Source organism: Mesorhizobium sp. M0037 (assembly GCF_040323635.1).
Taxonomy (GTDB): Bacteria; Pseudomonadota; Alphaproteobacteria; order Rhizobiales; family Rhizobiaceae; genus Mesorhizobium.
Genome location: NZ_JAMYVB010000017.1, coordinates 64,205 through 78,205 on the forward strand (window position 1 = coordinate 64,205; position 14,001 = coordinate 78,205).

The 14,001-nt window shown below is 64.0% G+C and carries 13 protein-coding genes; 6 read left to right on the plus strand and 7 right to left on the minus strand.

The annotated features are described in order from the left end of the window. Positions 1–4 precede the first annotated feature (4 nt). On the plus strand, positions 5–1,180 hold the full coding sequence (locus tag NKJ78_RS23510) for an MFS transporter (RefSeq protein ID WP_352459703.1): 1,176 nt from the start codon (positions 5–7) through the stop codon (positions 1,178–1,180). Here the strand turns inward: NKJ78_RS23510 and NKJ78_RS23515 are convergent. Beyond that, entirely contained in the window at positions 1,144–2,052 is a 909-nt protein-coding gene (locus NKJ78_RS23515) for a LysR family transcriptional regulator (protein WP_352459702.1), read from the minus strand. The two genes, NKJ78_RS23510 and NKJ78_RS23515, sit on opposite strands and share 37 nt — an antisense overlap. A gap of 95 nt (positions 2,053–2,147) precedes the next feature. On the opposite strand from NKJ78_RS23515, the gene NKJ78_RS23520 reads away from it, so the two are divergent. The 5 genes from NKJ78_RS23520 (at position 2,148) to NKJ78_RS23540 (ending at position 7,155) form a co-directional block, all read left to right on the plus strand. Further along, positions 2,148–3,104, plus strand: coding sequence for an SDR family oxidoreductase (locus NKJ78_RS23520; protein WP_352459701.1), 957 nt, complete (start codon positions 2,148–2,150; stop codon positions 3,102–3,104). A 178-nt stretch (positions 3,105–3,282) separates the two neighbouring features. Further along, on the plus strand, positions 3,283–4,143 hold the full coding sequence (locus tag NKJ78_RS23525) for an FAD binding domain-containing protein (protein ID WP_352459700.1): 861 nt from the start codon (positions 3,283–3,285) through the stop codon (positions 4,141–4,143). Then, positions 4,143–4,625, plus strand: a complete 483-nt coding sequence (locus NKJ78_RS23530) for a (2Fe-2S)-binding protein (protein WP_023684040.1) — start codon at positions 4,143–4,145, stop codon at positions 4,623–4,625. The genes NKJ78_RS23525 and NKJ78_RS23530 overlap by 1 nt, the downstream gene beginning before the upstream one ends. After that, on the plus strand, positions 4,622–6,886 hold the full coding sequence (locus NKJ78_RS23535; RefSeq protein ID WP_352459699.1) for a xanthine dehydrogenase family protein molybdopterin-binding subunit: 2,265 nt from the start codon (positions 4,622–4,624) through the stop codon (positions 6,884–6,886). Before NKJ78_RS23530 ends, NKJ78_RS23535 begins: the two co-directional genes overlap by 4 nt. A gap of 23 nt (positions 6,887–6,909) precedes the next feature. After that, positions 6,910–7,155 (plus strand): MoaD/ThiS family protein, encoded by a 246-nt coding sequence (locus NKJ78_RS23540; protein WP_023684042.1) that lies wholly within the window; start codon positions 6,910–6,912, stop codon positions 7,153–7,155. A gap of 275 nt (positions 7,156–7,430) precedes the next feature. On the opposite strand, the gene NKJ78_RS23545 is transcribed toward NKJ78_RS23540, so the two are convergent. From NKJ78_RS23545 to NKJ78_RS23570, 6 genes are all read right to left on the minus strand, one after another. After that, positions 7,431–8,273: a hypothetical protein gene (locus NKJ78_RS23545; protein ID WP_352445323.1), complete on the minus strand. Its 843-nt coding sequence runs from the start codon at positions 8,271–8,273 to the stop codon at positions 7,431–7,433. Continuing rightward, positions 8,270–8,662: a phage holin family protein gene (locus NKJ78_RS23550; RefSeq protein WP_023693628.1), complete on the minus strand. Its 393-nt coding sequence runs from the start codon at positions 8,660–8,662 to the stop codon at positions 8,270–8,272. Before NKJ78_RS23550 ends, NKJ78_RS23545 begins: the two co-directional genes overlap by 4 nt. Next, positions 8,659–9,267 carry a hypothetical protein gene (locus NKJ78_RS23555; protein WP_352459698.1) on the minus strand — a complete coding sequence of 203 codons (609 nt, stop codon included), beginning with the start codon at positions 9,265–9,267 and terminating at the stop codon, positions 8,659–8,661. Before NKJ78_RS23555 ends, NKJ78_RS23550 begins: the two co-directional genes overlap by 4 nt. Before the next feature lie 534 nt (positions 9,268–9,801). Then, entirely contained in the window at positions 9,802–10,218 is a 417-nt protein-coding gene (locus NKJ78_RS23560; RefSeq protein ID WP_245260353.1) for a DOPA 4,5-dioxygenase family protein, read from the minus strand. A 348-nt stretch (positions 10,219–10,566) separates the two neighbouring features. Further along, positions 10,567–10,725 (minus strand): DUF3309 family protein, encoded by a 159-nt coding sequence (locus tag NKJ78_RS23565; protein ID WP_023702789.1) that lies wholly within the window; start codon positions 10,723–10,725, stop codon positions 10,567–10,569. 95 nt (positions 10,726–10,820) lie between these two features. Further along, complete coding sequence (locus NKJ78_RS23570; RefSeq protein WP_023737354.1) at positions 10,821–13,991, minus strand: efflux RND transporter permease subunit; 3,171 nt, start codon at positions 13,989–13,991, stop codon at positions 10,821–10,823. Positions 13,992–14,001: the final 10 nt, after the last annotated feature.

Below are 14,001 nucleotides of genomic sequence, written 5' to 3' on the forward strand. Positions count from 1 at the left end.
GGCCATGAACGCGCAAAACACCATGCAGAGCGCCCTTCAGGGGCGATGGGCCGTAGCAGCGATCTTCCTCGCCAACGGCTTCCTGACCGGCAGCTGGGCGCCGCAGATTCCGGTGTTCCTGACCCGGCTCGACATCTCGAAATTCACCCTCGGCCTGCTGATCCTTCTGTTCGGCGTCGGCGCGGTCGCGGCCATGAGCTGGTGCGGCCATCTGATCTCCAGGCATGGCTCGCGCACCGTGTTGCGCTGGTTCGGCCTGTGCGGCAGCCTCGGCCTGCTGATCGTGGCGCTGGCGCCCAACGTGCCGCTGGCGTCGATCGCCATGATCATCTTCGGCGGCTCGATCGGCGGCATGGATGTCGCCATGAACGCCAATGCCGTGGTGGTCGAGCGCCGGCTGTCCCGCGCCATCATGTCGTCCTCGCACGGCTTCTGGAGCCTCGGCGGTTTCGCCGGTGGCGGTCTGGGCGGTTACGCCATCCAGACTTACGGCCACCTCGCCCATGCGGCTGTGGTCACGGTCATAGCTTTTGCCGTCATTGCCGTGGCGGTCGGCTACCTCATCGCCGAGGACAAGCCGCAGGCCGCCGAGCATCACAGATTAACGCTGCCGGCCAACCCGCTGGTCTATCTTGTAGGGCTGATGGCGCTGCTGACGATGATTTCCGAGGGCGCCGTGCTCGACTGGGCAGCGCTTTATCTCAGGCAGGAGCTCGGCGCCGACCTCGCCATCGCCGGCCTTGCCTACGCCGCCTTCTCCGGCGTCATGGCTGTCATGCGCTTTTTCGGCGACGGCGTGCGCAACCGCTTCGGCGCGGTGGCGACGCTGCGCGGCTCGGCGGTGGTCGCCGCCGCCGGCATGCTGGTCGCCGGCCTGTCGCCTTCGCCCTGGATCGCCATCGCGGCTTTTGCTCTCTGCGGCTTCGGCATCGCCAATATGGTGCCGATCATCTTCTCGGCCGGCGGCAACCAGGAAGGCATGTCGTCGGGCACCGGCATGAGCGTGGTCACCACCATGGGCTATTCCGGTATATTGGTGGCGCCGTCGGCGATCGGCTTCGTCGCCGAGCATTCGAGCTTCGGCCCGATCTTCGTCGCCATGTCGGCGCTGCTGATCGTCGTGCTGTTGATGGCCGGGCTCGCTCACCGCGCCGAATTCGCGGCCGCCCCCGCCGAATAGCGCTTCAGCTCCTCATAGAGGAAATCCGCGACGCGGCGGATGCGCACGCTGGTGCGCACGTCACGATGCATGGCAAGCCACACCGGCAGGCTGGGCAGTGGCAGGCCGGGCAGCAGTTTTTCCAGCAACGGGTCGCTGTCGGCCAGCGGCTCCTGGCCAAGACCGACGCCGTTTCCCGCCCGCAGCGCTTCCCACAAAACGATCTGGTTGTCGGTCCTGAAGCGGAAGCTGCTGCGGGTGACGGGGATGCCGGCCTGGGTAAAGCCCCGGATCATCTCATCGCTGCGGTCGAAGCCGATCAGCGGATGGTCGAGAAGATCGGCGGGCTTGAGCGGGCGGCCGTGCCTGCCGAGATAGGATTTCGCCGCGCAGCAGCAGAGCTTGATATCGCAGACCTTGCGCGCCGTCAGCTCGTTCTGCGCCGGCTTGACCATGCGGATGGCGATATCGGCATCCCTTCGCAGCAGGTTCTCGACCTGGTTCGAGGCGACGATCTCGACCTCGATGCCGGGTTCCTCGATGCCGAGCCGCGCCGTCATCCTCGGCAGCACATAGGCCGCCACCACCTCGCTGGCGGCAATACGCACCGTGCCTTCGATCGCCTCGACCGAGCCCAATGCCAATAGCGAAAACGCGCTCGCCTGCTCGCTCACCGCTCTGCCGCGTTCGAACAGCGTGGCGCCTGCTTCCGTCAGAGCATAGCCGCGCCGCCCGCGCCGGAACAGCGTGACGCCGAGCGCCTGTTCGAGCTCACCGATGTGACGCCCGAGCGTCGGTTGGCTGGCCGACAGTTTGCGCGCCGCGGCCGACAGGCTGCCGGTCTCCGCCACGGTGACGAAACTCTTGATCAGGTTCCAGTCGATATCTCCCATTCATTTATGAATAACAAATCTGCATTCATAGTCAATTTTCATTCGCGTATGAACGCATCATATTCGCCGTGCAAACACAGACACGGAGAAGAAAAATGACCAAGATCGCTATTCTAGGCGCCAATGGCCGGCTCGGCCGCGTGGTTGGCAAGGCCTTCATCGACGCCGGTTTCGACGTCCGCGCCGTCACCCGCAGCGGCAAGGTCCCAGCCGAACTCAAGGGCGCCACCGCCGTCGCCGGCGATGCGCTCGACCGCGAGGCGCTGATCCGCGCCACGCAGGGTGTCGACATCATCTTCAACGGTCTCAACCCGATCTACACCGATTGGAGCAAATGCCTGCCGATGGCGGCGAACGTCATGGCCGCCTGCCATGCCAATGGCGCGCTGCATCTCTTCCCCGGCACTGTCTACAATTACGGCTCGCCGATGCCTCAACTCGTCACCGAAGACACGCCGTTCCGCCCGACGACCGAGAAGGGCCGCATCCGCTGCGCCATGGAAGCGCTGTTTCGCCGCGAGGCCGATGCCGGCCGCGTCCGCACCATCATCCTGCGCGCCGGCGATTTCTTCGGCGGCACCGGCAGCGGATCATGGTTCGACCTCGTCGTCACCGCCAAGATGAGCAACGGTGTCTACACCGCGCCCGGCCCTGCCAACCTCGTGCATGAATGGGCCTATTTGCCGGACTTCGCCATCGGCTTCGTCGGCCTGGCGCGTAATCAGGGCAAGCTCGGCTTCTTTGAGGCGCTCAACTTCCCCGGCCACGCCGTCACCGACATGGACATAAAGGCCGCGGCCGAGAAAGCGTTGGGACATCCGCTGAAGCTGACCTTCATGCCTTGGTGGGTGCTGCGCGCCGGCAGCCCGTTCGTGGCGATGTGGCGCGAGATCGTCTCGATGTCCTATCTGCGCTTCGAACCGCACCGGCTCGTGTCCGACCGGCTGGAAGGCATCATCGGCGAAGTCCCGCACACGCCGCTGGACGAGGCCGTGGCCGAGGCATTGAAGGACATCGGCATCAGCCTCGACAATGCAAAAGACGCCGCTTGAATGCATGTCGCCCAGAAGTGTGCGCGGTTCTGGGACAGCGACATGCATCAAAACAAAGACTTTAGACAAAAATCTCTCTCGCAGTGCTGGCCCAATCGCTGGAAATCAGCAACCGGATGGTCATTATGAGGAGACTGTTTATAACGGTCGGCGAGATCACCATCACCAAGGGGAGACGATGCGTTACATACGTCCGCTTTCAATCGAAGACGCCGTTGGCCTGCTGGCCGACGCTTCCGGCACATCAGCCATTCTCGCTGGAGGCAGTGACCTCCTCGTTCGGATGAAGGGCGGGTTTGTCGATCCCGACCTGATCGTCGACATCAAGGCGATCGAGGGCTTGAGCGAGATCAGGGAGACGGCCGACGGCTTCAGCATCGGCGCCACCGTCCCCTGCGCCGTCCTGGGCGAGAGCTCGGTTCTGAAGAAGGCCTGGCCCGGTGTCGTCGAAGCGTCGAAGCTGATCGGCTCGAAACAGGTCCAGGGCCGCTGCACCATCGTTGGCAATCTGTGCAACGCCTCGCCGGCCGCCGACAGCGTCCCGGCCTTGGTGGCCGCCGACGCCAAGGCAGTGGTTGCCGGCCCGTCGGGCAAGCGCACCATTCCGGTCGAGGCTGTGCCGATCGGGCCTGGCAAGACCTCGCTCACCAAGGGTGAGATCGTCGAGGCGATCCTGCTCGACAAGCGCGCGCCGCGTTCGGGCGACGCCTATCTCAGATTCATTCCGCGCACCGAGATGGACATCGCGGTGGTGAGCGCCGGCGTGAACCTGACGCTCGACGAGCATGGCGTCATAACAGCCGCCCGCGTCGCGCTGGGCGCCGCGGCCCCGACCGTGCTTCTGGTTGAAGAAGCAGCCGAGGCCCTCATCGGCCGGAAGCTGGACGAGGCGGCACTTGAGCGGCTCGCCAAGATCTGCGCCGGGGCCTGCCGCCCCATCGACGACAAGCGCGGCACCATCGAGTTCAGACGAAAAGTTGCGGGCGTGCTGGCCGGACGGGCCGCGACGACCGCCTACGCACGCGCAGGAGGCAAATGATGGCCGGTGTAGCAGTTTCAACGACAATCAACGGCGATCACGTCGAATACCTTTGCCAGCCCGACGAGACGTTGCTCGACGTCCTGCGCGATCGGCTCGGCCTGACCGGCGCCAAGGAAGGCTGCGGCACGGGCGACTGCGGCGCCTGCTCGATCATTCTCGACAATCGGCTGGTCTGCTCCTGTCTTGTGCTTGGCGCTGAAGCCGAAGGCCGGCATATCGAGACCGTCGAAGGCATGGCGCATGGCGATCAGTTGCATCCGCTGCAGCAGAAATTCCTCGAACACGCAGCCTTGCAATGCGGCATCTGCACGCCGGGCTTCCTGATCGCGGCGAAGGACCTCCTGGCCAAGAACCCCGATCCGACCGAGGAAGAAATCCGCTTCGGCCTCGCCGGAAACCTCTGCCGCTGCACCGGCTACGACAAGATCGTGCGCGCGGTCCAGGATGCGGCCAACGTGATGAAGGGAGCACACGCATGAACTTCGATCCACGCTTTTCGGGCCGCAAATTCTCATCCGTCGGCACGCGGCCTATCCGTCCCGACGGCGTCGACAAGGTGACGGGCCGCGCGCGCTACGGCGCTGACTTCAACATGGCGGGACAGCTGGTCGGGCGTGTCCTGCGCAGCCCGCATGCGCATGCCAGGATCCTCAAGATCGACACTTCGAAAGCGGAAAAGCTCGCCGGCGTGAAAGCGGTGATCACCGCCGCCGACCTGCCCGATCTCACCGATGGCGATGCCGCCATGTACGACGTCCTCGACAATTGCATGGCGCGCGGCAAGGCGCTCTATGACGGCCACGCCGTGGCCGCGGTCGCCGCCGTCGATGCCCGCACGGCAAGGCAGGCGCTGAAGCTCATCGAGGTCGAGTACGAGCTGTTGCCGCATGTGACCGATGTCGACGAGGCGATGAAGCACACCGCGCCGTTGATCAACGACACGATCTTCACCGAGGGTCTCGAGGAAAAGCCGGTAAAGCCGTCCAACGTCACCAAGCGCAGCCAGTTTGGCCATGGCGATGTCCATCAGGGCTTTGGCCACGCCGATGTCATCGTCGAGCGCTCCTTCAAGACCGAGCAGACGCATCAGGGCTATATCGAGCCGCATGCCTGCGTGGCGAGCGTCTCGTCCGACGGCACCGCCGACCTCTGGGTCTGCACGCAGGGCCATTTCGTCTACCGCCAGCATTGCGCGCAACTGCTCGGGCTGGAAGCCTCGAAGCTGCGCGTCACCTCGTCTGAAATCGGCGGCGGCTTTGGCGGCAAGACCCACGTCTGGGCCGAACCGGTGGCGCTGGCGCTGTCGCGCAAGGCCGGTCGGCCGGTGAAGCTCGTCATGACCCGCGACGAGGTGTTCCGCGCCTCCGGTCCGACCAGCGCCACCTCGATCGACGTCAAGATCGGCGCCCGCAAGGACGGCACCATCACCGCCGCCGAAGCGACGCTGCGCTACACCAGCGGCCCCTATGCCGGCACCTGGGCCGAGATCGGCGCCATGACGGCCTTCGCCTGCTACAAGCTCGACAACGTCCAGACCGTCGGCTTCGAAGTGCTGGTCAACCGGCCGAAGACCGCGGCCTATCGCGCACCCTCCGCACCGATGGCGGCGTTCGCGGTTGAAAGCGCTGTGGATGAGCTGGCCAAGGAACTCGGCATGGACCCGGTCGAGTTCCGCATCAAGAACGCCGCGCAGGAAGGCACCCGCTCTTCCTACGGTCCGGTCTACGGCCCGATCGGCATCGGCCCGACGCTGGAGGCGGCCAAGCACCATCCGCACATGAAGGCGCCGCTGAGCAAGAACCAGGGCCGCGGCATGGCCTGCGGCTTCTGGTTCAACTTCGGCGGCCAGACCTGCGTGGACCTGAACATCGGCATGGACGGCTCGGTGTCGCTGGCCGTCGGCACGGTGGACGTCGGCGGTTCGCGCGCGTCGCTGTCGCTGGTGGCGGCGGAGGAGCTCGGCATCGACTATGCCCAGCTCAAGGCGGTGGTCGCCGACACGTCCTCGCTCGGCTACAATGACATGACCGACGGCAGCCGCGGCACCTTCTCGTCCTCGATGGCGACCATCTCGGCCGCCCGCAACGCGATCAAGATCCTGCGTGAGCGCGCCGCCCAGACATGGGACATCCCCGTCGACGACGTGGTCTGGGAAAACGGCCACGCCATCGCCAAGGGCGAAAAATACGGCAATCTTGCAGCCCTGTCGCTGAAGGAGATCGCCGCCGCTTCCGGCAAGACCGGCGGGCCGATCGCCGGCCACAGCGAACTCGTCGCCGACGGCGCCGGCGTCTCCTTCGCCACCCATATATGCGACATCGAGGTCGACCCCGATACCGGCTCGACCAGGGTGATCCGCTACACGGTGATCCAGGATGCCGGCAAGGCGGTGCACCCGACTTATGTCGAGGGCCAGTACCAGGGCGGTGCCGCGCAAGGCATCGGCTGGGCGCTCAACGAGGAGTATATCTACGGCAAGGACGGGCGCCTCCAGAATGCCGGCTTCCTCGACTATCGCATCCCGGTCTGCTCGGACCTGCCGATGATCGACACGCAGATCCTCGAGATACCCAATCCCAACCACCCCTATGGCGTGCGCGGCGTCGGCGAAACCTCGATCGTGCCGCCGCTGGCGGCGATCGCCAATGCCGTCTCCAACGCAGCCGGCGTGCGCATGACCCACATCCCGATGTCGCCGCCACGGGTTCTCGCCGCGATCGAGGCGGAACGGGGAGGCTAGGGCAAAATGAGGTTCTTGCCCTAATGGTCGAAGTGACGCTCTGGGGCGCGCTGGGCCAGCTCGCCGGCGGCCAGAGCAAGGTCGAGGTCGAGGCCAAGGACATCAGGGAGCTGTTCAGGAAACTGGCTGAACAGTATCCCGGCATCGAGCCCTGGATCGAGAAGGGCATCGCGGTGGCCATTGACGGGACGATTTATCGCGATACGTGGTCGAAGGAACTGCCGCCGGGGGCGGAGATTTTTCTGCTGCCGCGGCTGGCTGGGGGGTGAAGTGGGGTGTCGCCCTACGTCCCAGAGCGGACCGGCATCCTCGGTCTGCGACCTTCAAGTGCAGGTCGGTCCTCGCCTAGATACCAGTTTTGCTGACCGCGTCTTATCGGCGGCGGGTTGGCCAATAATCCAGAGAACCTGATCCGCTGGATTACTATCGGCAAGGGACATCAGTCCGCACACCGCTCTGAAGTGACTCGAGCGGGTCACCGTTTGACGGACAACACCGGCCCCTTTCTGGAGAGGCCGGCTATCGTTGATCCAGGATCATCAAGCTAGGTTTGGCGCTGAGACGTATCGGAAATACGTTCGCGCACGGCATGCTCGGTCTTGTCTGCTGTGGACTTCACGATCTCGCCGAGCTGATCGGCTATCGTGTCTGCTTCCATATCTTGCCGGCCAGCTTCCTGCTTGATGGTCTCATAGGCTTCGGCGGCGACCTGCTTGGCCTCATCGAGGCCCCTATTGAGCAAAGTTTCGGCGGAATCGCGAAGCTTGTCGCCATAGGCGCCTAGTTGCTCGTCCTCCGTTGCGGTATGGGGCAGCATTGCACCTATAGCGGCGCCGATGGCGAGACCGACGGCCGCTACGGCCAAGGGTTGGTCCTCCAACAGATCTTGCGCGGAGCGGCTGGCTTTCGCCGCCATGTCCCCAGTCGTCGAGCTTGCATTGGCAGCGCTTCCCGTCAGACCCGCCGCAGCGGCTCTTGCGGTGCTCGATATGGTGTCGCCGACGCTGGCAGCGCTCGAGGAGAGCGATTCCGCGGCGTCGGAGAGCGTGCCGCCCAAGCCGCCGCGCTCCCCTGCTACATCATGTCGTCCCGGCGCTGAAGGCAATGGATAGCCAGCCGAACGGTGGGCTGTGTTTGAGGTACCGCTGCCGAACATCAGCCAGGCCAGACCTGCGCCCACCATGGTGACCGGCAAAGGATTGTCTCGGACCTGCGTTCTGAGATTTCTGAGCATGGCCGCGCTCTCCCCTCCCGAGAACAGCCCGGTGAACTCATCCAGCAATTGTCCAGGCGTCATCTTGCCTCGAATGGATTCGGCGGTCTCCATCACCCGAGCGCGAGCAGCCTCGGCCTCGCGTTCAAGTTCGGCTGCGGATTTCTCGTTCATCTCACCTGTTCCTTAATCGCGCTCGCGTCGCGCTTGAGCTGTCCCTGGGTCCGGTCGGGGGTAAGTTCCGAAGGCGCCATGCTGGCCGTCCCCGTCCGCAGCAGGATGACGCCGAGGACCGCCACGACCACACCGACCAGCAGGGAAGACCATCCCGCGCCAAGCCCTGCCCGCGTCAGTGCGATAATGAGCGCCTGCAGCAACACCAAGAGCGCGGCGAGCAGGCAAATCGCGCCGCCCAGCACTTCCGCGGCACCTGCTCCGGCTTTGGTAAGCTTTTCAGAGAGCTCGGCCCGAAACAGCCTCGCCTCGGTTTGCACCAGAGTGGTGACATTCTGGGCCAAATCGGTGACTAGCCCGGCAAGGCTGGGATTGTCCTGGTTGTTCATCTGTCCTGCTCCGCGATCTGCGTGGCCCCATCATCGCCGACCACGCCAAAATCTTGTGGACGATCAGCGGACCAACCCTGTGGCTGATCGGTGTGTGATTTGAGGCCTCCCGGAGCGGCCTCAGAATCGGGCCTTGCCGGCGGAGAAGCCTTGATGAACCGCCCGAGAGCCAATCCGGCCAACACCGATCCCGCAAGCAGGACACCGGGATTTTGCCGGCCGAAGGACTGGACGTCATCAAGGACTTGGCTAAAGGGCTTCTGTTTCAAGGACGATGAAAGCCGCTCAAGGCCACTGGCAGCATCCAAAGCGAACTTCGATGCGTTCCTTTCATCGTTGCTGGCAAGGTGATCGCTGGCCGCTCGCAGTGCACCACCCAACGCCGCCAAGCTCGATCCGATGTCGCGCTGCGCCTCCTCCGCCTTGTCGGAGATGACCTGCGTGGCTTCAGATGCATAGTCGCCAGCCTTACGGGTCACCTCGTCCCGCGCGTCGTGAAGCAACTCGCTGGCACGCTCATTTTCCTGGCGAAGTCTGTCGGAGACGTCGCTTTTCGCCTTGTCGAAATCGGTGGGCTGTCCGCCCTGATCGTTCTCATGCTGCATGAGGCCACCTAGTGAAAACCGAGGAAGGAGAGGACCGCGAGCACGACAACGATAAGGCCGATAAGATAGATGACACTGTTCATGTGCACGTCCTCCGTAGCTTTCCAACTTCGACGAACCTGCGATGTTCCGTAGGTGAGAGCATTTATCTCAGCCGAAACGAAGGGCTTCGTCAGGCACGCACCCAGTCACCAGTGAGTTGCCCTGTCCCTCGTGCGGAGCGCCAGTTGCTCCCCTACGAACCGGTGCGCCCGACTCCGCGGGAACCGAGTGCCGGCTGCGTCCTTATTGCAATCTTTTGCCTATTCGGCGGCCCCGCCTCGGCGTACCGGCGACCAGGGAGAACTCTCCCTTGCCATCCATCGACGGTCCATCGCTCCAACGGCCCCACGCTGGTTCGGCATCTTCGACGAAGCAATGATGAAGGCATAGGATACGGCTTGAGGCGTAAAGCGGCCGGTCATGCATGCCTGAACTGGGCTATTGGTGAACGCGTCTCCATGGGCCAAGTCTCTACTTTGCAGAACGCCCTCCCTAAGCCCCCAGGGTCGGTTCCGTATTCACCTCCAGCGCCTCTTCCGCTTCATCCTCTTCTCCCAGCACCTCGCCATGCACCCCCAGCGGCCGCCCGATCCAGATCGGATCGACCAGATGGTCGCGCTTGGGGTTGGTGGTGTTGGGGTGGATGAGGATGCTCAGGCCGCCATGGTTAAGCATCAGCCAGGGGACCAGCGTGGCGAAGATCTCGGTGGCGAAGGAGACCTGGTACATGGCCTGTTCGTGCGGGCCGACCGGCTCGTCGCGCCAGTTGCCCAGGCGCACGCGGAAGCGTTCGCCGATGCGCAGGCGCAGCCATTCGGCCTGCTGCCGTTCGGCTTGCCCGACATAGTAGATGTGGGCGTGATAGCTGGCGATCTCGGCGAGCGGCCTGGGCGGGCTGGCGGTGTTCACCTTGATGGCTCCCTCGGTGATTGTCGTGCCGGCAGCGTATACGCAAGGGTGCGGGGTGGCCAAGGGGGCACAGCGTGTGCTCGTCATCTCGATTTCGGGCCAATCGCATATGGAGCTCCCCCGCTCCGTCTCGGCTTCGCCCAGCCACCTCTACCCCCACATTCGTGGGGGAGAGGAAATGCTAATCGCCAAGATCGCTGCCTTGAAAAGCTTGGCATTTCCTCTCCCCCATGGACATGGGGAGAGGTGGCCGCGCAGCGGCCGGAGTGGGGGTTGGCACCGCCGTATGCCTATTGCCAGCACTTCATCGGGCGAGGACCCGCTGATCGCAGAGGTCTCCTGCCCCGATCAAACCCTGCCCATCAGCACCAGGATCAGCAGCACCACAAGCACAACGCCGACTATTCCGGACGGCCCATAACCCCAGGAGCGCGAATGCGGCCAGGCCGGTACGGCGCCGATCAGGATCAGGATCAGAACTATGATGAGAATGGTGCTGACGGTCATAAGAGTCCCTCGCTTTGCTCTTCAGATGCGAGGGGACAATGCAAAAGGCCGCCCGGTTGTTCCGGGCGGCCTTTTGTCCGACTGGTCGAATGCAGCTATTCCGCGGCTTTCGGGAAGGCGATTGCCGGCTCATCGAGCGGACCCGGCTTCGGCCCCGTGGACGCATCCCGTTTCTTGTCGCGGCCGAACAGCCGGCGGAAGAAGGCATAGAAGCGGCTGTTCTTGCTGCGCGTGAAGATCATCAGCATGGACGGCGTCACCACCAGCGTCAGCAGCGTGGCAAAGGACAGGCCGAAGACGATCGCCGAGGACAACGAAATCCACCATTGCGTCGACGGCGCGTTGATCGTCGTCTCGTGATGGAAGATTTCGAGGCCGAGACCAAAGGCGATCGGCAGAACGCCGAGGATGGCCGAGACCGCCGTCAGCACCACCGGGCGGGCGCGCTCGCGGCAGGTCTGCAGCACCGCTTCCATCTTGTCCCAGCCTTCTTCGCGCAGCCGGTCATAGGTGTCGATGAGCACGATGTTGTTGTTCACCACCACACCGGCCAGCGCGATGACGCCGATGCCCGACATGACGATGCCGAAGGCTTCGCCTGTCAGCAGCAGCCCCAGGAACACGCCGATCGTCGCCATGACCACGCAGGACAGCACCAGCAGCACGCTGGTGAACTTGTTGAACTGCATTAGCAGCACCAGGAAGATCAGGAAGATCGCGGCGCCAAAAGCCTTGCCGAGGAAGGCGCTGGCTTCGGCGCTGTCCTCGTTCGACCCCGCCAGCTTCCAGCGTATGCCGTTGTCGAGCTTCATGTCGGTGACCGCCTTGGTCACCTCCGCCTGCACCGCCGCAACCTGGTTACCGGCGGCGACGTTGGCCTGGACGACCACGGTGCGGGCGCCATCGATGCGGTTGAGGATGCCGACGGTCGGCTCCGGCTTGCGCACGACGAAGTTCGAGATCGGCACCGAGCCTTGCGCGGTCTGCACCCGGAGTTCGTCGAGCGTCGACAGCGTGCGCCGGTCTTCGGGCAGGCGCAGCCTGATGTCGACGGCATCGTCGGCGCCGGCCGGCCGGTATTCCGACAGCTTCAACCCATTGGTCACCAATTGCACCACCGTGCCGACGGCCGTCGGGCTGATGCCATACTGCGCCGCCTTGGCGCGGTCGACCTCGAGCGCCCAGTCGACGCCGGGCGGCGGCAGGCCGTCCGACACGTCGATGACGCCGGGCACCTTGGCGATGCGCGCCGCAACCGCGCGGGCCTGGTCGTCGAGCCCTTTGGGATCGATGGCCGAAAGCCGGAGCTGGACCGCCTTGCCCGTCGGAGGACCGGCCTCCGGCACGCGCACCTCGACATCGACGCCGGGAATGCCGGCCATGACGGTGCGCAGCTCATCCAGGATATTGTTCGCCGATTTGCGCTCGCGCCAGTCGATGAACTCATACTGGATGACGCCGACGACGTCCTCCGGCACGTCCTGTCCGCCGCCCTGCGTCTTGCCGACGCGGGTATAGACCGATTTGACGCCAGGCCAGCCAAGCAGCCGGTTTTCGGCGATCCTGGTCGCCGTGTCCATTTCGGCCAGGGAGAGATTGCCGCGGGCATGCACATAGAGCAGGCCGTAATCGGGCTCGACGCTGGGGAAGAACTCGACGCCGGCGCCATATTTCGAATAGGCGAAGCCGACGCCGGTGAGCAGCACGGCGGTGAGCACCAGCACGGTGATGGGGAAGCGCACCGCCTGCTTGACCAGCGCCATGTACCAGCCGTCGCGATTTTGTTCCTCGTGATGCTCCGGCGCCTTGGCGAAAAGCGCGCCCAGCGTCGGCGCGAACACCAGCGCATAAAGCATCGAGGCCGACAGCGTGACGATCAGCGTGATCGGCATGTATTTCATGAAGTCGCCGATGATGCCGGGCCAGAACAGCAGCGGCGAAAACGCCGCGATGCGGGTCATGGTCGCGGCGATGACCGGACCGGCCATGCGCTTGGCGGCCAGCGTGAAGGCTTCCGCCTTCGGCATGCCTTCGCCCATGCGCCGTTCGGCGAACTCGGTGACGATGATGGCGTCGTCGACCAGCATGCCGACCGCCAGGATAAGGCTGAACAGCACGATCATGTTGATGGTGTAGCCCATCATCGCCAAGAGCAGGATGCCGATCAGGAACGATGACGGAATGGCAAGCCCGATCAGCAGCGAGGCGCGGCCCGACAGCGCATAGAGGATGACGATGAACACCAGGATGACGGCGATCATCACGTGGTTCTGCAGATCGCCCAGAAGCTGGTTGACGAAGACCGACTTGTCCTGCGTGTAGGTGATGTTCATGCCTTCCGGCATGGTCTTGACATAGGCGTCGGACACTTCCCGCACCTTGGCCAGCGTGTCGATCAGATTGGCGCCGATGCGCTTCTTGACTTCGATGGCGATGGCCGGCTTACCGTTGAGGCGGGTGATGGTCTCGGCGTCGGCGAAGGTCGAACGCACCGTGGCGATGTCCTTCGCCTGCACGACGGCATTGGGGCCGGCGACCACCGGCAAGGACGCGACATCCTCGGGTGTCTCGATCAGCGACGGCACCTTGACCGCGTATTTGCCTTCCGAACCCTCGATGTTGCCGGCGGCGACCAGGCTGTTGGAAGCGCCGACCGCGCCGATCAACTGGTCGAGCTGCAGGCCGTAGGAGGACAGCTTCATCGGGTCGATGACGACTTCGACAAGATCGTCGCGCGCGCCTTGTATGGTGCCCTCAAGAACGCCCGGTACTTCCTCGATGCGGTCGCGCAGTTCGCGCGCCGCCGCCGTAAGCACACGCTCGGGCACATCGCCGGACAGCGTGACGACCAGGACGGGAAACTCGGAAATGTTGACCTCGGTAACAACCGGTTCTTCTGCCGCTTGGGGCAGGTCAGCCTTCGCGTCCTGAACCTTCGAGCGTGTATCTGTCACCGCGGTGTCGACTTTTATAGACGGCAGAAACTCAAGGAAGACAAAGGCGCCGCCCTGATAGGCGGATGATTTCATCTCCTTTAACCCCTTAAGGCTCTTAAGCTTTGCCTCCAGCGGCCTAAGCAGAAGTCTTTCAGCGTCTTCGGGCGCGATGCCTTGATAGGCGACATTTATATAAACATAAGGGGTAGGAACGTCGGGTTCCGCTTCCTTCGGCGTCGACTGATAGGCGACCCAGCCCGCCAGCAGCAGGAAGACCAGCACCGCAATGGTCAGCCGGGCATTGTTGATCGCGAGTTTGACGATATCCATGGCCTGTTCT